20 protein-coding genes, 1 rRNA gene and 1 riboswitch are annotated in these 21,958 nt (G+C 51.7%); of the genes, 18 read left to right on the forward strand and 3 right to left on the reverse strand.

What is annotated here, in order from left to right; translation table 11 throughout:
• The 14 genes from rrf to purD form a co-directional block, all read left to right on the forward strand.
• Nucleotides 1-98: ribosomal RNA gene (gene rrf / locus I8U17_RS10945) — 5S ribosomal RNA — on the forward strand; the annotation flags it as partial.
• A 290-nt stretch (nucleotides 99-388) separates the two neighbouring features.
• Nucleotides 389-490: riboswitch (purine riboswitch) on the forward strand.
• 127 nt (nucleotides 491-617) lie between these two features.
• Nucleotides 618-1,079: a 5-(carboxyamino)imidazole ribonucleotide mutase gene (gene purE / locus I8U17_RS10950; RefSeq protein WP_033101387.1), complete on the forward strand. Its 462-nt coding sequence runs from the start codon at nucleotides 618-620 to the stop codon at nucleotides 1,077-1,079.
• Complete coding sequence (purK, locus tag I8U17_RS10955; protein WP_198059390.1) at nucleotides 1,076-2,272, forward strand: 5-(carboxyamino)imidazole ribonucleotide synthase; 1,197 nt, start codon at nucleotides 1,076-1,078, stop codon at nucleotides 2,270-2,272. Before purE ends, purK begins: the two co-directional genes overlap by 4 nt.
• 125 nt (nucleotides 2,273-2,397) lie before the next feature.
• A complete protein-coding gene (purB, locus tag I8U17_RS10960) occupies nucleotides 2,398-3,696 on the forward strand; it encodes an adenylosuccinate lyase (protein WP_198059391.1) in 1,299 nt (432 codons plus the stop codon).
• Nucleotides 3,697-3,789: 93 nt separating this feature from the next.
• A complete protein-coding gene (gene purC, locus I8U17_RS10965; protein ID WP_033101362.1) occupies nucleotides 3,790-4,509 on the forward strand; it encodes a phosphoribosylaminoimidazolesuccinocarboxamide synthase in 720 nt (239 codons plus the stop codon).
• A complete protein-coding gene (gene purS / locus I8U17_RS10970; protein ID WP_198059392.1) occupies nucleotides 4,502-4,753 on the forward strand; it encodes a phosphoribosylformylglycinamidine synthase subunit PurS in 252 nt (83 codons plus the stop codon). The genes purC and purS overlap by 8 nt, the downstream gene beginning before the upstream one ends.
• Nucleotides 4,754-5,437, forward strand: a complete 684-nt coding sequence (gene purQ / locus I8U17_RS10975) for a phosphoribosylformylglycinamidine synthase subunit PurQ (RefSeq protein WP_198059393.1) — start codon at nucleotides 4,754-4,756, stop codon at nucleotides 5,435-5,437. It abuts the gene before it with no gap.
• Between the two features lie 10 nt (nucleotides 5,438-5,447).
• Complete coding sequence (gene purL, locus I8U17_RS10980; RefSeq protein ID WP_198059410.1) at nucleotides 5,448-7,715, forward strand: phosphoribosylformylglycinamidine synthase subunit PurL; 2,268 nt, start codon at nucleotides 5,448-5,450, stop codon at nucleotides 7,713-7,715.
• Nucleotides 7,679-9,097: an amidophosphoribosyltransferase gene (gene purF, locus I8U17_RS10985; protein ID WP_033101359.1), complete on the forward strand. Its 1,419-nt coding sequence runs from the start codon at nucleotides 7,679-7,681 to the stop codon at nucleotides 9,095-9,097. The genes purL and purF overlap by 37 nt, the downstream gene beginning before the upstream one ends.
• On the forward strand, nucleotides 9,094-10,128 hold the full coding sequence (purM, locus tag I8U17_RS10990) for a phosphoribosylformylglycinamidine cyclo-ligase (RefSeq protein ID WP_033101358.1): 1,035 nt from the start codon (nucleotides 9,094-9,096) through the stop codon (nucleotides 10,126-10,128). The genes purF and purM overlap by 4 nt, the downstream gene beginning before the upstream one ends.
• Before the next feature lies 1 nt (nucleotide 10,129).
• Nucleotides 10,130-10,705 carry a phosphoribosylglycinamide formyltransferase gene (gene purN / locus I8U17_RS10995; protein ID WP_033101357.1) on the forward strand — a complete coding sequence of 192 codons (576 nt, stop codon included), beginning with the start codon at nucleotides 10,130-10,132 and terminating at the stop codon, nucleotides 10,703-10,705.
• Between the two features lie 47 nt (nucleotides 10,706-10,752).
• Nucleotides 10,753-12,297, forward strand: a complete 1,545-nt coding sequence (purH, locus tag I8U17_RS11000; protein WP_198059394.1) for a bifunctional phosphoribosylaminoimidazolecarboxamide formyltransferase/IMP cyclohydrolase — start codon at nucleotides 10,753-10,755, stop codon at nucleotides 12,295-12,297.
• A gap of 57 nt (nucleotides 12,298-12,354) precedes the next feature.
• The gene (locus tag I8U17_RS11005) at nucleotides 12,355-12,633 is read left to right on the forward strand and encodes a hypothetical protein (protein WP_033101355.1); all 279 of its coding nucleotides are present in this window, start codon (nucleotides 12,355-12,357) and stop codon (nucleotides 12,631-12,633) included.
• Between the two features lie 65 nt (nucleotides 12,634-12,698).
• Nucleotides 12,699-13,964, forward strand: a complete 1,266-nt coding sequence (gene purD, locus I8U17_RS11010) for a phosphoribosylamine--glycine ligase (protein WP_198059395.1) — start codon at nucleotides 12,699-12,701, stop codon at nucleotides 13,962-13,964.
• A 120-nt stretch (nucleotides 13,965-14,084) separates the two neighbouring features.
• On the opposite strand, the gene I8U17_RS11015 is transcribed toward purD, so the two are convergent.
• Together I8U17_RS11015 and I8U17_RS11020 are read right to left on the reverse strand one after the other, a co-directional pair.
• Entirely contained in the window at nucleotides 14,085-14,297 is a 213-nt protein-coding gene (locus I8U17_RS11015) for a hypothetical protein (RefSeq protein ID WP_033101353.1), read from the reverse strand.
• A gap of 701 nt (nucleotides 14,298-14,998) precedes the next feature.
• A complete protein-coding gene (locus tag I8U17_RS11020) occupies nucleotides 14,999-15,208 on the reverse strand; it encodes a YgaP family membrane protein (RefSeq protein ID WP_033101352.1) in 210 nt (69 codons plus the stop codon).
• A 133-nt stretch (nucleotides 15,209-15,341) separates the two neighbouring features.
• On the opposite strand from I8U17_RS11020, the gene I8U17_RS11025 reads away from it, so the two are divergent.
• Nucleotides 15,342-17,117 (forward strand): adenine deaminase C-terminal domain-containing protein, encoded by a 1,776-nt coding sequence (locus tag I8U17_RS11025; RefSeq protein WP_198056429.1) that lies wholly within the window; start codon nucleotides 15,342-15,344, stop codon nucleotides 17,115-17,117.
• Between the two features lie 39 nt (nucleotides 17,118-17,156).
• Here I8U17_RS11025 and I8U17_RS11030 read toward each other — a convergent pair whose 3' ends face one another.
• Complete coding sequence (locus I8U17_RS11030; RefSeq protein ID WP_052154278.1) at nucleotides 17,157-17,927, reverse strand: ABC transporter ATP-binding protein; 771 nt, start codon at nucleotides 17,925-17,927, stop codon at nucleotides 17,157-17,159.
• Between the two features lie 672 nt (nucleotides 17,928-18,599).
• Between I8U17_RS11030 and I8U17_RS11035 the strand changes: the two genes are divergently transcribed.
• From I8U17_RS11035 to I8U17_RS11045, 3 genes are all read left to right on the forward strand, one after another.
• On the forward strand, nucleotides 18,600-19,943 hold the full coding sequence (locus I8U17_RS11035; protein ID WP_198059396.1) for an O-antigen ligase family protein: 1,344 nt from the start codon (nucleotides 18,600-18,602) through the stop codon (nucleotides 19,941-19,943).
• Nucleotides 19,944-20,066: 123 nt separating this feature from the next.
• On the forward strand, nucleotides 20,067-20,696 hold the full coding sequence (locus I8U17_RS11040) for a 3D domain-containing protein (protein ID WP_198059397.1): 630 nt from the start codon (nucleotides 20,067-20,069) through the stop codon (nucleotides 20,694-20,696).
• A 347-nt stretch (nucleotides 20,697-21,043) separates the two neighbouring features.
• Complete coding sequence (locus I8U17_RS11045; RefSeq protein ID WP_033101350.1) at nucleotides 21,044-21,925, forward strand: DNA-3-methyladenine glycosylase family protein; 882 nt, start codon at nucleotides 21,044-21,046, stop codon at nucleotides 21,923-21,925.
• Nucleotides 21,926-21,958: the final 33 nt, after the last annotated feature.

A 21,958-nucleotide genomic window follows, 5' to 3' on the forward strand; every position in this document is an offset into this window, starting at 1 on the left:
AGGGGATCCACCCGTTCCCATCCCGAACACGGAAGTTAAGCCCTCCAGCGCCGATGGTACTTGGGGTTCACCCCTGGGAGAGTAGGTCGTTGCCAGGCATAAGAAAAACCCATCTCAATTGAGATGGGTTTTTTGTGTTTTTGAGCGGAAAATGCCAAGATCAGGCGTTGTCCGGGTCAAGCGAGAATCTTATTGCATTGGCACACGGTTCGCAATTGGAGCCAGAATTGAGATATATGGGGAATGTTCATGATCCACTGGAACAAGTTCATTTTACTTGATTCAATGTCTTTTTGATTCCTATGATAAGCGAACACTACCATTAATTTTTAATTTCAATGTTCGCTTTTTTGTTGCGTTGTTCCCGTTTTGTTGTTACACTGGAACTGAACAAAATAATTTGCTTTCTCATATATGCTCAGGAATATGGCTTGAGCGTTTCTACCAGGAAACCGTAAATTTCCCGGCTATGAGAAAAGTTGAACGGTTAGGCGGAAAACAAGCCTAATAAGTAGACTTTCTCTGGCTTTTATTGGGAAAATCTGCTAATTAGGCTTGTTTTTTATTTGTTGATAAAGGAGGAGCATCCATTGAATGATATAAAAGTCGGTGTCATTATGGGAAGCACTTCCGATTGGCCTACGATGCAAAAAGCGTGTGAAGTACTCCGGGAATTGGAAATTCCTTATGAAGCCAAAGTGGTTTCTGCCCACCGGACACCTGATGAGATGTTTCATTATGCTGAAACGGCTGAGAAACGCGGAATTCAGGTAATTATCGCCGGAGCCGGAGGGGCCGCTCACCTTCCCGGAATGGTTGCAGCGAAAACAGTGCTCCCGGTGATTGGCGTTCCGATCAAAACGTCCTCTTTAAACGGGCTCGATTCTTTGCTGTCCATTGTGCAAATGCCTGGCGGGGTGCCCGTCGCGACTGTGGCGATCGGCAATGCCGGCGCAGTCAATGCCGGGATTTTGGCTGCGGAAATGCTGGGAATGGCGGATTTGAAGATACGCTCGCGCCTGAAGGAGCGCCGTGAACAAATTCGCGCACGTGTCATTGAAGAAAGGGATCTGGAATGATCGAAACAAAAGGACAGATGAAAGTGGTCGCTCCAGGACAAACGATCGGGATTTTGGGAGGCGGTCAGCTCGGACGTATGACGATTCTTGAGGGGCAGAAGATGGGCTTGCAGTTTGTCACCATGGACCCCGCAACTGATTGCCCCGGAGGACAAGCGGCCCAGTGGCATATAGCCGCTCCCTATGACGATCTTCATGCGGCGAACCGGCTGGCTGAAAAGGCCGATCTGGTTTTGTACGAATTTGAAAATATTGACCCGGCTGTCGTCAAATTTCTGGAAACGAAAACACATGTGCCGCAAGGAAGCCGGCTATTACAAACGGCGCAGCATCGCATATTGGAGAAAACAACACTGCAAAGAGCCGGGATTCCCGTTACCGACTTTGTTCCTGTAAAGAGCCGGGATGATTTGATCCGGGCACTCAGGCAGATCGGCCTTCCTGCCGTGCTGAAAACGGCCACAGGCGGTTATGATGGCAAAGGTCAATGGATGTTGCGCACAAAACCGGATCTCGATTTGTTGCCGGGGGATTTGTTGGACGGGGGCAGGGAATTGATCTTGGAAGCTTTTATCCCCTTTGTCAAAGAGCTCTCCGTCATTGTCGCCCGCAATCCGCAAGGGGATTTGGCCTCATTTCCGCCGGCGGTCAATCTGCATCGAAACCATATCCTCCATATGACGGTTGTTCCCGCGCCGCTGGCTGAGCCGGTCAAAGCGCAGGCGATCGCAGTGGCTGAACGGGTTGCGGAGACGCTGCAGGTGGTGGGTTTGATTGCGGTTGAGATGTTTATGCTGAAAGACGGACGGCTTGTTGTCAACGAATTGGCACCACGCCCCCACAACTCGGGACACTACACCTATGATGCCTGTGCCACCTCGCAATTTGAGCAGTTTGTGCGCGCCTCCCTCGGGCTGCCACTGGGGCCGACGGATCTTTGCAAGCCGGCGGTGATGGTGAATATTTTGGGTGAACATGCAGATGCTTTCAGACAAGCATTTCCATCTCTTCCCGGTCACGTGAAATTTCATTGGTACGGAAAAAAAGAAGCGAAAAAAGGTAGAAAAATGGGTCATGTCACGGTATTGGCAGAGAGCGTCAATCAGGCGCTGGAGTGGATCGAGTCTTCGTCGATTTGGCCGCCTTTGACGAGCGAAGAGAAAAAGGTTATTTATGATAGAGATTATTTTTAATCAAATATAATCATGCATTGCAGTCCTGAACCCGAGGGGAGCGGGGATCATAAGGAACGCCGAGAAGGAAGGCGCCCCGCGATCTGACCTGCGATGCATCTTCACAGAAAAGGTGGGACCTGATTGTGATTCAACGTTATACGCGCCCCGAGATGGGATCGATTTGGACAGAAGAAAACAAATACCGCGCCTGGCTGGAAGTGGAGATCCTGGCTTGCGAAGCATGGGCGGAACTGGGGATCATCCCGAAGAAGGATGTGGCCCTGATCCGGGAAAATGCCAAGATCAACGTGGAGCGGATCTATGAAATCGAACTGGATACTCGTCACGATGTCGTGGCATTTACCAGGGCGGTGGCGGAGACACTGGGACCGGAATCCAAATGGGTTCATTACGGTTTAACCTCGACGGATGTGGTGGATACCGCGCTTTCCTATCTGTTGAAACAGGCAAACGAAATTTTGTTGCAGGATCTGGACCGTTTGATCGCCGCTCTCAAAGAGAAGGCTAAAGAACACAAATATACGGTGATGATGGGACGCACCCACGGCGTGCATGCCGAACCGACAACATTCGGTTTGAAAATGGCATTGTGGTATGCCGAAATGCAGCGGAACCGCGAGCGGTTTGTCAGGGCAATGGAGACCGTCGCCGTCGGCAAAATCTCCGGAGCAGTGGGGACGTATGCCAACATTGACCCGTTTGTCGAAAAATATGTGTGTGAAAAATTGGGACTGAAAGCGTCGCCCATTTCAACGCAAACCCTGCAACGCGACCGTCATGCGGAGTATATGGCCACCTTGGCCTTGATTGCCACCTCTCTTGACAAATTTGCGACGGAAATCCGCGGATTGCAAAAGAGTGAGACGCGTGAAGTGGAAGAGCCCTTCAAAAAAGGGCAAAAGGGCTCATCAGCCATGCCGCATAAACGCAACCCGATCGGGTGCGAAAATATCAGCGGGCTGGCCCGCGTCATCCGCGGTCACATGGTCTCGGCGTATGAAAATGTTCCGCTCTGGCATGAACGGGATATTTCCCATTCATCCGTGGAACGGGTGATTCTGCCGGATGCCACGATCCTGCTTAACTATCTGCTGAATCGCTTCACCGGCATTATCCGTGACCTGACCGTATTCCCCGAGAACATGAAACGAAATATGGAGCGCACGTTTGGATTGATCTATTCCCAGCGGGTTCTGTTGAGCTTGATCGACAAAGGCTGGACACGGGAAAAAGCGTATGACCGTGTCCAACGTTTGGCCATGCAGGCTTGGGAAGAACAGCGCCCGTTCAGACCGCTGGTGGAAGCGGATGAGCAAATCACCCAAACGCTTTCGCCCCGGGAGATTGAGGATTGTTTTGATTACCACTACCACTTGAAACATGTGGACACCATTTTTGCCCGCCTCGACTTGGATGAATAGAGAGTCAGCGGGAAGAAGGCGGAGCGGAAGGCAGAGTGGATTTCCACTGCCTCCGCTTTCTCCCAAAACTCCGCAGAAAGGGGCTTTTGCAGGATGAAACCGGAAACTCTCCTCTATGAGGGAAAAGCGAAACAATTGTTTTTAACGGAAGACCCGGCGATTGTCCGCGTTCGCTACAAAGATGCGGCAACGGCCTTCAACGGTGAAAAAAAGGCAACGCTCGCCGGAAAAGGAGTCCTTAATAACCGAATTAGTGCATTCTTCTTTCAATTATTAAGGGAACAAGGAATCGCAAATCATTTTATAAAAGAAATTTCGCCAATTGAACAATGGGTGAAAAAAGTTGCCATCATCCCGTTGGAAGTGGTGGTCCGCAATGTGGCTGCCGGTTCGCTTTCCAAACGGCTCGGATTGACGGAAGGAAGCCCCTTGCGCCATCCGGTGATCGAGCTCTACCTCAAAGACGATGCCTTGGGTGATCCATTAATCAATGAGGATCACATTTCCGTATTGGAAATCGCCACGGTTGCACAGCTGACAGAGATGAAAGGGACGGCGCTGAAAGTGAATGAGGTGCTGCGAAACTTCTTGGCGCAAAAAAATATTTTGCTCGTTGATTTCAAGTTGGAATTTGGTGTGGATGATTCGGGAGATGTGATGCTGGCCGATGAAATCTCCCCGGATACGTGCCGTTTTTGGGATATGGCGACGGGGAACCGGATGGATAAGGACCGCTTTCGTCGCGATTTGGGGAATGTCATCGAGGCTTATGAAGAAATCTGGAACCGCCTGGGAGGAAGAGAAGATGTATAAAGCAACCATCTTTGTCACCTTGAAAGAGAGTGTATTGGACCCGCAGGGAGTCGCTGTGAAAGGATCGCTTCATTCCCTGGGTTATGCCGAAGTGAAGGATGTGCGGATCGGCAAGCGGATTGAAGTGTTGATTGAGAGCGATAATCGCCGGAAGGCGGAACAACAGGTGCATGAAATTTGCGAAAAGGTATTGTCCAACCCGGTGATTGAACAATTTCGCTTTGAGCTGGAGGAGGTGGCGTAAGTGAGGTTTGCCGTTCCCGTTTTTCCCGGTTCGAACTGCGATCTGGATTGCGTTCATGCGATCGAAGATGTATTGCAGGAACCGGTTGAACCCGTTTGGCATCAGGAAGAGGATGTGTCCCGGTTTGATGCCATCATCCTTCCCGGCGGTTTTTCGTATGGAGACTATCTTCGCACCGGTGCGCTGGCCCGGTTTTCTCCGGTTATGAAGGGCGTGAAACAGGCGGCCGAATCGGGCAAATTGGTCATCGGCATTTGCAACGGATTCCAGATTCTTTTGGAAATGGGATTGTTGCCGGGGGCGATGCTGACCAATGATCATTTGCAGTTCCGTTGTGAAATGCAAACACTGACCGTCGAAAATGCAGAAACACCGTTTACCTGCAAGTATGCTCCGGGAGAGGCGATTCGCATTCCGATCGCCCACATGTCCGGCAACTATTTTTGCGACCCGTCGACTCTTGCCGAATTGAAGCAAAACGGGCAAATCGTTTTTCGCTATGCCGGTGACAACCCCAACGGCTCGATTGAGAAGATTGCCGGAATTTGCAACCGGAAGCGTAATGTTCTCGGCATGATGCCACATCCAGAACGGGCGATCGCGGATTGGATGGGATCGGAAGATGGGAAAAAACTGTTTCAATCCATGTTCGCTTATTGGAAGGAGAATTGCGGTGCAGCGTGAACAAACAGTGATGAAGAGCAAAAGCGCCATTTCCGAACCGGCGCCGGAAATCATTCGCGAGCAGAAGTTGTTTAAAGAGATGGGTTTGACCGAAGCAGAATATGAACAGATCATCGGGCACCTCGGCCGCTTGCCCAACTGGACGGAAGTGGGGATTTACAGCGTGATGTGGTCGGAGCATTGCAGCTACAAAAACTCCAAACCGCTGCTCAAACGCTTTCCGACAGAAGGACCCCGCGTTTTGCAAGGGCCGGGTGAAGGGGCCGGAGTGATCGACATCGGGGACGGTCAGGCGGTTGTGTTTAAAATCGAGAGCCATAATCATCCTTCCGCGATTGAGCCGTTTCAGGGAGCGGCCACCGGGGTTGGCGGCATCATCCGCGACGTCTTTTCGATGGGGGCCCGCCCGGTTGCGCTGCTCAACTCGCTTCGCTTCGGGAATCTCTCCTCCCCGCGTGTTCGTTATCTGTTTGACCAAGTGGTTGCGGGAATCGCTCATTACGGAAACTGCATCGGCATTCCCACCGTGGGCGGTGAAGTGATGTTTGATGACTGTTATGAGGGAAATCCGCTGGTCAATGCCATGTGCGTCGGTATTTTAAACCACGAGGATTTGCAAAAAGGAATCGCCAGCGGAACCGGCAATCCCGTCATTTATGTTGGTGCAAGCACCGGACGGGACGGCATTCACGGAGCCACCTTTGCCAGTGAAGAACTGAATGAAGGGTCGGAGGAGAAGCGCCCGGCCGTGCAAGTGGGCGATCCGTTTATGGAAAAATTGCTGCTGGAAGCATGTCTGGAAATGGTGAAAAAAGGAATTCTCCTCGGGATTCAGGATATGGGGGCCGCAGGGCTCACTTGCTCCAGCGCGGAAATGGCGGCAAAAGGCGGTCAGGGTCTCGATTTGAACCTCGATTTGGTTCCGCAGCGGGAAGAAGGAATGACCCCGTATGAAATTATGTTGTCTGAATCGCAAGAGCGGATGCTCCTGGTGGTTGAACAGGGACGGGAACAGGAAATCAAGGAGATCTGCGATAAATGGGGTTTGCAATCCGCTGTCGTCGGACGGGTGACGGAAGGCAACCGCTATCGCATTTTCCATGGCGGGAAAATCGTAGCCGACATCCCGGTCAATACGCTGGTGGATGACGCACCCGTTTATGTCCGGGAAGGGCGTGTGCCGGATTATTACCAGGCATACCAAAATATCCGGGCCGAGGAAGCGTTTTTGGATGTCTCGCCGCAGGAGGCGCTGGACAAAGTGATTTCGTCGATTAACACCGGCAGCAAACGCTATGTTTACCGTCAATATGATCATATGGTGCGCACCAGCACGGCGGTTTGCCCCGGATCTGATGCGGCCGTGATCGTGGTTCGCGGAACGGAGAAAGCACTGGCGATGTCCACGGATGGGAACGGGCGCTATGTTTATCTCGATCCGGTGCAAGGAGGAAGAATTGCCGTGGCGGAAGCGGCGAGAAATGTGGTATGTGCCGGGGCGGTCCCGCTTGGCATTACGGATTGCCTCAATTTTGGAAATCCGGAAAAACCCGAAGTGTACTGGCAGCTGTCGCAGTCGATCGACGGAATGGCTGAAGCGTGCCGCATTCTGGAAACCCCCGTCGTCGGCGGCAATGTAAGTCTGTACAACGAAACCAAGGGAGAGCCGATTTACCCGACTCCGGTGGTGGGAATGGTCGGATTGGTCGAAAAACGGGAGCATATAACCACTTCTGCCTTTAAGCGTGCGGGAGATGCGATTTTGCTGTTGGGAGAAACGTTTGCCGAATTGGGAGGAAGCGAATTGCAGCATGCTCTTACCGGCGAGGTGCGCGGACGGGCTCCGGTTTGTGATCTGGAGAAGGAGAAAGCCCTGTACAAAGTAGTGCTGGCTGCAATTCAAAAAGGATGGGTATCCTCTGCGCACGATGTCTCCGAAGGGGGATTGGCCGTAGCCTTGGCGGAATCCTGCATTGACGGGCAAAAAGGAGCAGAGGTAACGATTCAGACCAGCCTGGCTCCGATCGTTCATTTGTTTAGCGAAAGTCAGTCGCGCGTGATTTTGAGCGTACCGGATGAATATGTGGAAGAAGTTCATCAGCTTGCGGAAAAAAACGGGGTTGCCTGCAGCCGGATCGGCCGTGTGACCCAGGAAGCACACCTGTCGATTGCGGTAAATGGAACCCGGGTGATTGGGAGTGACGTTGCGGAACTCACAAAACGTTGGGAGGAAGCCATTCCATGCGCGATGAATCCATCTTCGACCTTGACGAACTGAATGAAGAGTGCGGTGTCTTCGGCATCATCGGTCACCCTGAAGCTGCCCGCCTTACGTATTACGGGCTGCATGCCTTGCAACATCGCGGGCAGGAGAGCGCGGGAATCGTCAGTACGAACCATGACCGCTTTTTTGTGCACCGGGGTACGGGATTGGTGACCGAGGTATTCGACCAGGAGATCATTCGTTCCTTCCAGGGTGAGACAGCGATCGGACATGTTCGTTATTCGACAACCGGGGGAACAGGACTGAGAAATGCCCAGCCGCTCGTATTTAACTATGTAAAAGGCGAACTGGCTTTGGCCACAAACGGCAATCTGGTAAACGCCGGACGCCTGCGTCAGGAACTGGAAGCCGAGGGATCCATTTTTCAGACGACGACGGACACGGAAGTGATCGCCCACCTGATCGCCCGCTCGCGTGCCGGCAGTCTGGAGGAAGCGGTTAAAGAGGCCTTAAACAAAGTGACCGGGGCCTATGCCCTCTTAATCCTGACCAATGACAAGCTGATTGCGGCACAGGACCCTCACGGATTAAGACCGCTGTCACTGGGCAAAATTGGAGACGCATTGGTTTTTGCCTCGGAGACGTGTGCATTTGATGTGATCGGGGCTGAGTTCGTCCGTGAAGTGGAACCGGGTGAAATGCTGGTGTTCGACCGTGAGGGAGTCCGATCGCTTTCGTTTGCCCCTGAGCGGGAACGGGCCGGCTGTGTGTTTGAATATGTCTATTTCGCACGACCGGACAGCATTATTGGCGGGGTGAACGTGCATGCCGCCCGCAAGCGAATGGGCAGCCGTCTGGCAAAAGAAGCTCCCGTTGAAGCTGATGTGGTGACCGGGGTGCCCGATTCCAGTACATCAGCGGCGATCGGTTATGCGGAAGCTGCGGGAATTCCGTACGAGATCGGTCTGATCAAAAGCCGCTATGCCGGCCGTACCTTTATTCAGCCGAATCAGGAGTTGCGGGAACAAGGCGTAAAAATGAAATTGAGTGCAGTGCGCGGCGTGCTGGAAGGAAAGCGGGTCGTGATGGTGGATGATTCCATTGTCAGGGGGACAACCAGCCGCCGGATCGTGCAAATGCTGCGGGACGCGGGAGCGACCGAGGTGCATGTGCGCATCAGTTCACCGCCGGTGAAACATCCCTGTTTTTACGGCATCGATACCCCGGATCGGGACCAATTGATCGCGGCTTACAAGTCGGTGGAAGAGATCCGCAAGGAGATTGGCGCCGACACCCTCGCTTTTCTGAGCACCGACGGGCTGATTGATGCGGTTGAATCAAACGGAGGGGGCCAAAAGCGCGGGCACTGCCTGGCTTGCTTTACGGGCCGGTATCCGACGGAAATCGAAGAACTGGTTTTGGAGGGCAAACGATGAGCAAAGCATACAAAGCGGCCGGTGTGGATATTGATGCCGGAAATGAAACAGTGGATCGCATCAAAAAACATGTAAACCGAACCAGGCGTCCTGAAGTGATCGGCGGAATCGGCGGATTTGGCGGCTTGTTCGCCTTAGATCCATCCTATCGTCAGCCGGTGCTCGTGTCTGCAACCGACGGGGTCGGCACCAAATTGAAAATCGCCTTTGCCCTGAACCGCCATGACACCATCGGGATCGACTGTGTGGCCATGTGCGTGAATGATGTGGTTGTTCAAGGTGCCGAACCGCTGTTTTTCCTCGATTATCTGGCAACCGGAAAATTGTCTCCCGCAGTGGCTGAAGAAATTGTCAAAGGGATTGCCGACGGATGTGAACAGGCGGGCTGCGCGTTGGTCGGCGGTGAAACGGCTGAACTGCCGGGCCTGTATAACGGGGGAGAATACGATATCGCCGGTTTTTGCGTCGGAGTGGCCGAACGGGACCGACTCCTGCCCAGCAAGGATATCGAGGCGGGGGATGTGCTGATCGGATTGGCTTCCAGCGGTCTGCACAGCAATGGTTTTTCGCTGGCGCGCAAAGTTTTGCTACAGGATCGGGCATTCTCCTGGGATGAAAAAGTTCCCGGAAGCGGACAAACACTGGCGGAGGCGTTGCTGATCCCGACGAAAATCTATGTCAAAACCCTATTGACGCTCTTTCAAAAGCACAGAGTGAAAGGAGCCGCTCATATCACCGGAGGCGGATTGGTGGAAAATGTCCCCCGCATGTTGCCGGATGGCCTTGAAGCGCAAATCGATCGCCGTACCTGGGATGTTCCGCCCATCTTCAACTGGATTCAGGAATGTGGCGATCTGGCAGAAGAAGATATGTTTCGCACCTTTAATATGGGCATTGGCATGGTGATCGCCGTTCCGGCCGAAGAAGAGGAGGCAGTTTTGCAAACGGCGGCCGGTTGCGGTGAAAAAGCGATGGTGATCGGGAAAGTGGCGCAGGGGAAAAATGGAGTAACTTGGACGGAGGAGGCTTAACATGGCGATTGCTGTCTTTGCCTCGGGAAATGGCAGCAACTTTCAGGCACTGGTGGAAAGTTCACGGCGGGAGAACTGGCCTTTGCCCATCTCCCTGTTGATTTGTGACCGTCCGGGAGCAAAAGTGTTGGATCGGGCGCGTGCCTGCGAGGTGGAAGCGATTTGTGTGAACCCCAAAGCATTTCCCGATAAAAAAGCATATGAAGAGTCGGTGTTGGCGCACCTTCGCCAAAGGAAGATCGAATGGATTGTGCTGGCGGGCTACATGCGCTTGATCGGCCCTACTTTGCTTCAGGCGTTTCCGAAGCGGATTGTGAATATCCATCCCTCTTTACTGCCTGCGTTTCCGGGATTAAATGCCATCGAAAAAGCTTTTTCCTATCCGGTGAAAGTGTCGGGTGTCACGGTTCACTATGTCGATGAAGGAATCGATACCGGCCCGATTCTTGCCCAGCAACCGGTGGCCATTGAGGAGGGGGATACGCTGGAAAGTTTTGAGAGGAAAATCCACCTCGCCGAACACCAGCTGTATCCCCGGGTGATTCAGGCGTTAATAGACGGTGGCAAGAAATCGTAAGGCAGGTTGCACTCATAGCCTAAGAATCAAACGAAGGAGGAGATCCAGTGGCAACGATACGTCGGGCATTGATCAGTGTTTCAGATAAAACGGGTATTATCGATTTCGCGCGGGAATTAGTGCAATTGGGCGTGGAAATCATTTCGACCGGAGGAACCCACAGAACCCTTGCTGGAGCCGGGCTTCCGGTGACAGGAATCTCAGATGTTACGGGCTTTCCGGAAATCCTCGACGGGCGGGTCAAAACGCTTCATCCCAAAATTCACGGTGGTTTGCTCGCCGTTCGCGGTCTTGCTTCCCATCTCAAACAGATGGAGGAGAACGGAATTTCACCGATCGATCTCGTCGTGGTAAACCTGTACCCGTTTGCACAAACCATTTCCAAACCCGGTGTAAGCGTGGAAGAAGCGATTGAGAATATTGATATCGGGGGTCCGTCGATGGTGCGGTCCGCCGCCAAAAACCATCAGTATGTGACGGTTGTCGTCGATCCGGCGGATTATGGCCTTGTCCTGGAAGAATTGAGGGAAAGTGGCCGGACTACGGCGGAGACCAGACGGAAATTGGCAGCCAAGGCGTTTGGCCATACCGCACACTACGATGCACTGATCGCCGGTTATTTCAATCAATTGACAGGGGTCTCGTTCCCGGAGCAGTTAACCATCCCGTTGACCAAACAACAGGCGCTTCGCTACGGGGAAAACCCTCACCAACAAGCCGCATTTTACCGTGAACCGCTGCCGGGGGCAGGCACGTTGGCCAGCAGCACTCAACTTCACGGAAAGGAACTCTCCTATAACAATATCAACGACGCCAACGCAGCGCTCGCTCTGCTCCGCGAATTTACGGAACCGACCGTCGTGGCGGTGAAGCACATGAACCCTTGCGGCGTCGGGGTAGGAAAAACGCTGTCTGAGGCTTGGCAAAAGGCATATGAAGCCGATCCCGTCTCCATATTTGGCGGAATCATTGCGGTTAACCGGCCTGTCGATCGTGATACGGCTGAAAAGATGAAGGAGATCTTCCTGGAGATCATTTTGGCCCCATCTTTTACCGAAGAGGCACTGACCATCCTGAAAACCAAGAAAAATCTTCGTTTGCTTGCCCTGGGCGAAGAGGTACCGGCAGAAGGGGCGTCACTCAAATTGCAATCGGTCAGCGGAGGAGTTTTGGTTCAGGAAGAGGATATACGGGCGGTCCGCAAAGAGGAATGCCGGGTGGTGACAGAGCGCGCACCGAGTGAAGAGGAGTGGGAGCAGCTCCTGTTTGCCTGGAAAGTGGTGAAACATGTGAAATCCAATGCCATTGTCTTGGCAAAGGATTTTCGCACCACCGGCGTAGGGGCAGGACAGATGAACCGTGTCGGCGCTGCCGTCATCGCCGCCAACCAGGCAAAGGAAGACGCGAAAGGCTCCGTTCTGGCTTCTGACGCCTTTTTTCCGATGAAGGATACTGTTGAAGCGGCAGCCAAGGCAGGAGTAACCGCCATCATTCAGCCAGGTGGATCCATTCGCGACGAAGAGTCGATCGCAGAGGCCAACAAACACGGTATCGCAATGGTCTTTACCAGTGTTCGACACTTTAAACACTAACAAGTATCAGGCCCCTATCCTTTGGCGTATACTAGGGCAAAGGATGGAGGGGGTTCTATGCGAGTTCTCGCTTGGTCACTTCTGTGGTTTTTTGTTTCTCTGACAGTGACGGGCATCGTCTCCTACGAGCTCGGCGGCGCTGATCTGCTGACGTGGAGAAGCGGGCTGCGCACGGCAGGAGGCGTCTTTTTCCTGGCGGCTCTGGTGGTCGGAGGTGTGCTTACGACCAAGTCGGCTTACCGGAGCCGTACAAAATTTTTTTATCGCGAAGATTGGTCGTTTATCTGCATTTTGGTTACGATCGGTCTGTTCGGACTCAGCCTGTTGATCCGATAACATCGTCCGTGTGGGGCGATGTTTTTGCCGGAAAAAGACGAATGGGTTTTAGGAGGGGACAAGCCGTGAAAATTCTGGTGATCGGCAGCGGAGGGAGAGAGCATGCGCTGGTGTGGAAATTGGCACAAAGTGCAAAAGTGAGCAAAATTTATTGTGCGCCCGGAAACGGTGGAATTGCTGCCCAGGCGGAATGTGTGCCGATTGAGGCGACTGATGTGGATCGGCTTGTACAGTTCGCCAAAGAAAAGAACGTCAATCTGACTGTGGTCGGACCGGAGGCGCCGCTTTTGCAGGGGATTGTCGATCGTTTTCAGGCAGAGGGGCTCGCGATTTTCGGCCCGAAGCGGGAAGCGGCCAATTTGGAAGGAAGCAAGCGGTTTGCCAAGGAAATCATGGAAAAATACCGGATTCCGACCGCTTCCTTCCGTTCGTTTACTGATCCGCATGAGGCGAAACGCTACGTTCGGCAGCAAGGAGCCCCGATTGTTGTAAAAGCGGACGGTTTGGCCGCTGGAAAAGGGGTTGTGGTTGCCCGTACCGTGGAAGAAGCAGAGCAGGCGATTGAAGACGCCATGGAGAAAAAAGTGTTTGGCGATGCCGGGAATGAAGTGGTCATCGAAGAATACTTAAGCGGACCTGAATTTTCCCTGATGGCGTTTATGGATGGCACTGTGGTTAAACCGATGGTCGTGGCCCAAGACCACAAACCGGTGTACAACGGCAACCAAGGGCCGAATACCGGGGGAATGGGGGCTTATTCGCCCGTTCCGCAAATTCCGCCCCGTATGGTGGAGCAAGCTGTGGAAACGATTTTGGAGCCGATGGCTCAAGCTCTTCGCAAGGAAGGAATCGAATATAAAGGAGTTTTGTACGCCGGATTAATGCTGACCGACGAAGGCCCGAAAGTGATTGAGTTTAACGCCCGCTTCGGCGACCCTGAGACACAGGCGGTTCTGCCCCGGCTTCAGACCGACCTCGTTGATGTTCTGATGGCGGTCATCGACGGTCACTTGGCGGATATAAGCCTTCAATGGAGTGATCAGGCGTCCGTTTGCGTCATTCTGGCCGCAGGGGGATATCCGGGGACATATGAAAAGGGAAATCCGATTGCCGGAATCAGCGGACAGGAAAGCGGGGAGACGATCGTCTTTCATTCCGGAACCAAACGCGAAAACGGACAGATTGTGACAAACGGAGGGCGCGTTCTCGGTGTGGCGGCTCTGGGTGAGAGCATTGACGAAGCGCGGGAAAAAGTGTATCGGAGAATCGAAGAAGTTTCTTTTAAGGAGATGCATTACCGGACGGATATCGCGGACAAGGCTACCGTCTGAAGAGTGAAAACGGGGAAACTGCCGGCTGAACAGGTCGGCGGTTTTTTGATGCGAAATAAAAAACGAGCCGTGGCAATGGCTCGTCGTTTTTGGTTATCGATTTAACAGGGGGGATCCGGTTCAGCCGATTTTGGTCGTCTCTTTTTCCCCTTGAATGCTGATTCCGTCAACCGGGATTTTAAACCACCAACCACCTTGCGTTTTTTTCACTGGTTGGTATCCTGCTTTTTTCAGGGAACGGGCGACAGTCCAGCTAGCGGTGTAGACGGTGGCGAGATTGGTTGACTCATCAAACTGGATCACAGTTTCTTTTTCCATATCGCTAAGGGACATTGCACTCACTCTCCTAAACGGTTTTAATCTTCAAAAAAACCGATCGTATGTTCGCTTGTCTGTATTCATATTCTACCATGTTGTGCTTTAATTGCCACCCACTAATTGATAAAATGTTTATAACTCTTTTTCGACGCCAGGTTACAAATTGTCCTTCTTTTTTTGATAAAAAATGACGAAATTTGTATGCAACTTTGGTAAAATTCGTTTTTTGTCGAATCAACCTGCTTGGTCAAAGTTGAACAACCTTCATATTTTTTGTGTCAAATTCTGCCGGATCATGTGATTTACGGTTGTGTGCAGCGACGAATGTTCGATTTATCTGATTAAGTAAATTTCTAAGCATGATTCTAAGCGATCATCGGCATTTAATCAACCGTTAATGAGAAACGATTTCAAAAATCGTGCATAACTGATTTGTCAGGAGCATCAAATCGGTCAGGTACGACAGGTTTGAAAGCGCTGCCACAACCAGAGAGGTCACTCGCTTACTATATACCCAATATATTGATCTTGGAAACTATTATACAAAAAAGTCTGAATATAGGCAAGGGATTTGTTTTTGCATTTTTATATTTCTATTTGCAATTCATAGCATGGTTCTCCCCTTCCCCTTTGTGTGTAAAATGAAGGGGGAGGGGTGACGTATCCATCGCCGCTGTCAAGAACTTTGATTGCTGTGCCTGATGTCGTTTTACCGGTTACATATTGCCTTTGTTGCCCAGTGTGTTTTTGCCAAACAGCGCCAGCACCGGGCAATAACGGGTCAACCCTTCGGCGACTTTCATGGCGGAGGCCAGGGCGATCAGGAATGGAAAATTGCGCCGGCCTTTGGAAGTACACCAAGCCAAACCGACAAGGCCGCAAGTGATGCGCAGGAGCGCATCCAATGTTCCGATGTTTTTCTGCATTTTTTTCACTCCTTTCCCTCTGCCGGAACAGGTATGCATTTCACGATGGTGGAAGTTCCGATGAAAACAACATCTCTGCTGTCGGACTTATTATTTGCTGCAATGGGAAAGCGTTATACGGGAGTAATTAATGGTGAAGGAGGAAGTAATATTGGGCGTGCATATGACTAGAGAAGAGCATGATTTGCTGATTGAGGTGGCGATGGGGAGAAAAGCGCCGACGTTGCTAATTCGCGGCGGTGAAGTGTTGAATGTGTATACCGGGCAGCTTTTGCGCCAGGATGTGGCGCTGGCCGGCCGCCGCATCGCCTATGTGGGTGAGCTGAAGCAAAGCGGTTTGCGCCTGGAGGATGATGTTCCGGTGCTCGATGCAAGCGGACAAGTGTTGGTGCCAGGCTATATCGAACCGCATGCCCATCCGTTTCAGCTCCATAATCCAGTCACATTGGCGGAAAAAGTGGGAGCGCTCGGTACGACGACGCTGATCTCGGATAATCTGGACTTTTTTGTCTCATGCACTCCTCAGCAGGTTATCCGTTGGATGGACGACTTGGCGCGGTTAAAAGTGCGTCTCTTTTGGTGGGCGCGGCTGGACGGGCAGACCTATTTGCCGCAGGATGATCTTTTTTCTGTCCCGCGTGTCAGAGAGGTGCTGGAGCATCCGCGGGTGCTGCAAGCGGGCGAACTGACGGATTGGATACCATTGCTCGCCGGGGACCCGTCGATGAAGCAATTGGTCCGCCAGACCAAAAATTTGGGGAAACGGGTGGAAGCACACGCACCGGGGGCATCCTACCGGACTTTGGCGCGGCTGGCGGCGGCGGGAGTGAGCGGTGACCATGAAAGCATCAGTTTTGATGAGGTTTGGCGCAGATTGCAACTCGGGTATTTTGTCACGCTGAGACACAGTTCGATCCGGCCGGATCTCCCTGTATTGCTGGAAGGATTGCTGAAGGAAAAGGATGTGCCGTGGCACCGTTTAACGATGACGACGGATGGAGCGACCCCTCTTTACTTCAAAAACGGCTTTACCGATTATTTGATCCGGACGGCCCTTGATTGCGGATGTTCCCCTGTTCACGCGTACCAGATGGTTACCATCAACCCGGCCGTTTATTACCGGTTGGATGATCACCTGGGTGGAATTGCTCCCGGACGGCTGGCCAATATAAACGTCCTTTCCTCGCTGACCGAGCCGTGCCCCGTACTTGTGCTGGCCGACGGGGAGATTTTGGCGCGCGAGGGAAAATGTTTGCATCCGTTTTCAGGAGAGGAAGATTTTTCCACCATCATTACGCCTCCGTCGGATGTCCGTTATGCGGAGACTGATTTTCGTCTTCCCGTGAAAGACGGAGATTCTTTTCCGGTGATGCATCTGATCAATTCCGTGATCACGAAAAGTTTACAGGAGGAGGTTCAGTTTTCGGACGGCGGGATGCTTTCCCCAGATGATGACCTCCTGTATGCTTTTTTGGCCGACCGCGCGGGGAAATGGATCACACCCGGATTGGTGCGCGGCTTTGGGCGTGGAATAGACGGGTTGGCATCCAGCTATACGGGCTCCGCACAGGGAATCGTGGTGCTGGGGCGTTCTCCGGAGGCGATGGCCCGGGCTGTAAACCGGGTGCTTCAGTCCGGGGGAGGGATTTATTGGATCCAGGCGGATGAGGAAGTTTTCTCCTTGCCTCTGCCTCTCCTGGGCACGATGAATCACGATTCGCTCGATCAGTTAATCGCAAAGCTGGAGCCGTTTGCGCGGCGTCTGAGCTATCATGGCTTTACCCATCTCGATCCGCTCTACTCCCTGTTATTCCTGTCTGCGACCCATCTGCCGCAGCTCCGGTTGACGAATGAAGGGCTGATGTCGGTAAAGGACAAGCATATTCTCGTTCCGGCACAGAAGCGATAGGGTGGAGATCATTGCGATGGAGGTTCGGGAGGATTGCGGTCATGGAACCCTCTGAACCGGTTTGGGGTGGATTTCCCGGCCTTTGGTGTAAGGGATCAGGAGGGGTGTGCCGTAGACCGGATCGGTCGCGATGGTCGCTTTCAGCCTGAACACATCTTCCACCATCTGCTCAGTGATGATTTGTTCCGGCGGGCCCTGGTCATAAATTTGCCCGTCCTTGATGGCGATGATCTGGTGGGCATAACGGCAGGCCAGATTCAGATCATGTAAAATCATCACAATCGTTCGCCCTTGATTCGCATTTAATTCATACAACAGATCGAGAATCTCGATTTGATGCGTCAAATCCAAATAGGTTGTCGGTTCGTCCAGCAGAATGACTTCCGTATCTTGGGCCAGCGTCATTGCGATCCAGGCCCGTTGTCTCTGTCCGCCGGACAATGCATCAACAGGATGGTGTTCCCACTTTTCCATCTTCGTTGTTTGCAAGGCCCAGCGGACTTTTCTTTCGTCTTCCTCGGACCACTGGCTGGTCCACGTTTGGTACGGATAGCGCCCCTGTTTGACTAGCTGAAATACGGTCAATCCTTCGGGAGATTCCGGCCCCTGAGGGAGGATGGCCAACTGCTTGGCAACTTCCCGGGTGGGGAGCTTGTTAATTTTTTTACCATTTAACAAAATTTGGCCGGCCCGGGGCTTTAACAGCCGGGCTAATGACCGCAGCAGGGTCGATTTTCCACAGCCGTTGCTCCCGGCGAGAACAGTGATTTTTCCTTTGGGGATCTGCAACTGCAGTTCTTCGATAATCATCTGGCTGCCGTAGGATAACGTGAGATCCTCGGCTTTCAGCACCGTTGACAAAAGAATCCCTCCATTGGTCTGGAAACAGTTTTCATCTGGTTGATCGTCTATCATTTTATGTGAATATGTGATTATCGTCAATGAGAATGATAGTTATTATCACCTGTTGTTGACCAGAATGGGTCCATTCGGTATATTAGGAGAAGCGAGTCAGGATCTCCACGTTTTTAATTGACGGAGAGACAGAAGCGTTGCCCTGAACGGAGAGCAATCGCATCATTAACGATCTTTTGAACGGCAAACGTTTGAAGATAATATTCTCAGGCATGAAAGCATTTTGTTTACAACTGACGGTAAGGTGGGGAATGGATTGGTTCCATCCAAGCATGCCCTGCCTTTTCTTTTGTGAGCCTTAGTGGTTTTGGTTGGTTAAAAAAAGGAAATAAAGAGTGTGCAAATAGAATGTTAATAGAAATTTTGCTGAATAAAGGGGATTTGCCCTTTTACCGGGAATAAGTAGAGGGTTTTTGTTTACAATAATGGCAAGTTTTTTTCCTGATTTCGGTGAAGTTTATTTCATCTTGAAGAAGGGGTCCTTTTTCCTGGCTCTATTGGCATTTTATGTGAAAAATGGTGCAGGTTTACCTGTATATGGAAACTGCAAAAAAGGAGTTTATTCTTTTGAAGGAACTTAACCGTTTAGCGATAAAGCGGCTCACTCAGCTATTATATTTGTCTATTCTTCTCTCTCCGTTTCTGCCGCCGGTCGCCCTTCTCATGACGGCATTGGCGACGTTATTTACTGTCAGGGAAAAGTGGATGTTCAACCGATGGCCGGAAAAGATTTTTTTAAGCTTTATTATTTTATCTTTAGTCAGCTGGCTGGTCGATCCTTCCTGGATTTACGGGATTCCGATCGGCGTGATTCCCATGGCGATGTTCGCGCTTTATTATTTGCTCAGCATCTGGATCCGGCATAAGGTGAAATGGTCCTGGCAGGAAGTGCAGACCATGTATTTGCAGTTTTGGCTTGGCGGTTTGTTTGTGGCCCTGATTGTGTTCATCCAGCAGCTGGATTGGCCGGTGCTCAATCATTCTCCGCTCGGTCCGATTTTGCATTTTTACAATGAATTTCGCTGGCAATCGGAGTGGTCGGTCCGAAGTGTGGGAACGACGGGAAACTCCAACTTGACCGCAGCTTTATTAATTTGTTTTGCCTTGATGAGCATTTATGCCTCGTCCGTTTTACAGAAAGCCTGGCAAAAAGTCGCCGCTTTTTGCGTGTTTATGCTTTATTGTGTCGCCATTTGGTGTACGGGATCGCGCGGTGCCTGGGTCGGTCTGGTCATCGGCTTGATCGTGCAATTGTGGATGACGGGGCATCGGAAGCGAACTGTCACCATCACACTGGCCATTATTTTGCTGGCATATTGTTTTCCGGAGATCATTCCCCGCCAGGATACATTGGGGAGCACGATCCGCGTACGTTTGGAAGTATGGACGGTAGCCTTGCAGATTTTCAGGGAACACTGGCTGCTGGGGGTTTTGCCGCTCCATTTTGGCCAGATTTTTGCCAAGAAGGCAGGCTTTTATATCTATCATGCTCATAACATTTTTCTCGGGATTGCCAGTGAATACGGTATTATCGGGCTGGCTTTGTTCCTGGCGCTCATCTATATGACCATTCGCCGGGCGCGCCGCTGGAGGAAAGCTGCCAACCGGAAGGAGGAAAAGCGCCTGGCCGGGATGTTGATCTCACAGACGATTGCCCTGTTGGGTCACGGAATGTATGATTACCCCATCATCGCACCTCAGGTCGGACTTATGTTTATGTTAAGTGTGATCATGATCCATGCCCAATATGAGCGGAGATGCACGAGCAAGCCCGAGTGGAGTGAGCAACAAAAAGAAGGGCAAAAAGGATCGAAGCCGGTCATCCTCCATAAAAATTCGATTTCCGCCATTTTGTTTAATGTGAAAAACTATATTCACCAGCGAGTGGAGTTGTACCGGAAAAGGGCCTAGTCGCGCAAATGATCCTTTCCGGGATGCGAATCTATTTTTTTCGACTGGTATAAACTGGCCTTTTTCGGACAAAGCTGTTACCAACTCTAGTAATTTGGAAATAGAGGTGGTAACTTGCATCGCATGCTATGGAAACGATGTTGGATCGGCGTCTTCCTGTTCTGTATGCTCCTTTCCTGCTGTTCCGGCACGGCTTTGGCCGCAGACGGGCAGGCAGATATGATTTATGTTACTGTCAAAAAAGGGGATACCGTTTACGAACTGGCACGCAAGTACGGCACCACGGTTGAAAAAATAAGCGATATAAATCATCTTACCAACCCATCTTTGATTCGGGTTGGACAGATTTTGAAGATTTTACAAAAATCGATTCCGGCGATGGAAGCGGAGGAGAGCAGTCCGTCCGCTGTTCTGGTTTCGTCCTTTCCTGATCTGCCCCGCGGCCAGGCTCTCGGTGAATTTACCTTAACCGCTTATACGGCCGGCCCGGAATCGACGGGCAAAAAGCCGGGAGATCCCGGTTTTGGAATCACTTCGAGCGGCGAGCGGGCCGAGGAAGGTGTGACGATTGCGGTTGATCCCCGTTTCATCCCGATCGGTTCGCGGGTCTACATCGAGGGGATCGGTTACCGGGTTGCCCAGGATACCGGATCAGCGATCAAAGGGAAGCGGATCGATGTTTTTATGAATGATGTGCACGTGGCAAGGCAATTCGGGGTCAAAAAACATGTCAAAGTAGAGATCATTCAATAGGAGCCAAAAAGGATTGGCTCTGACCCTGATAAAATCCAATAGGAGGGGATGGGTGTTTTTCTGCAGCGACCTTTGTGACGAAAGGAACCGGGAGTCAAGAAAAACGCCAAGACCGACGGACTCCTGTTTCGGGTCTCGCACGCTGGGAGCCAAAAAAGTTGGCTCTCTTTTTTCTGTAAACTTTTGTTGCAGGCCGGGGTGCGAAAGCATCTTTTTTCTTCCTGTGCAGCGAACGGCTGAAAGGGCCGGCTCATTCCTCGCTGATTTTGATGAGACTTTCTCCCCGGATTTTGCGCCGGCTGGTCAAGATCGTTTTTCAATAAGGAGAGAAACTGGAGGGAAAGAGGATGAGAATACATCTCCCATTGCGTTATCCTTATTCATTTGCCCATACGACAAAGCGGCTGAAATCTTTTGAGAAGAGCATCTATGTTTATCGTGAAGGCGCTTTTTGGCGAACGATCCGAGGCAGGAAAGGCCCCTTGCTGCTTTCTGTGGCTGAAGATTCGGAACGCCCCGGACTGATTGCCGAGATTTTCGGAGAAGCCGATCCGGAAGAGGAAGAGGAGTTGAAAGGACGAATTGCCCATATGTTTGGTACTGATGTCGATTTAACTCCATTTTATGAGCAGATGAGGCAAGATCCTGTTTTGTGGCCGGTGATTGAGCAAAGAATCGGAATGCATCTGGTTTTGGATGCCAGTTTGTACGAGTGTCTGGTTAAAACGATCATCAGTCAGCAACTGAATCTTTCCTTTGCCGGCACTTTAATTGAGCGATTCATTCAGCTGGCCGGAGATACGGGCCAATTTGCCGGAGAAACATGGAAGGTATTTCCGGCTGCGGAACAGGTGGCGTGCCTCCGTTATGAAGATCTCCGGCATCTCCAGTTCAACCAGCGGAAAGCGGAGTATATCATCGATCTCTCCCGTCTCATCGCCGAAGGGAAGCTGGATCTTGAGACATTGACCGGACTTCCCGACGATGAAGTGATGAAAAAACTGACCGCACTCAGGGGAATCGGGCGCTGGACCGCAGAATGCCTGCTGATGTTTGGTTTGCGCCGTCCCGATTTGCTTCCGGCAGCGGATATTGGCTTGCGCAATGCAGTCGGCCGACTTTACGGATTGCCGGCCAGACCCGATGAGAGCGAAGTGAGAAGAATCGGGGAAAAATGGGCCCCTTATCGCAGCTATGCGACTTTTTATCTCTGGGACACCCTTGGATGAGCAAAAAAGAGCATATATTTGTGTCTTTTCACC

The sequence above is a fragment of the Thermoactinomyces sp. CICC 10521 genome (genome assembly GCF_016055135.1).
Lineage (GTDB): Bacteria > Bacillota > Bacilli > Thermoactinomycetales > Thermoactinomycetaceae > Thermoactinomyces_A > Thermoactinomyces_A daqus.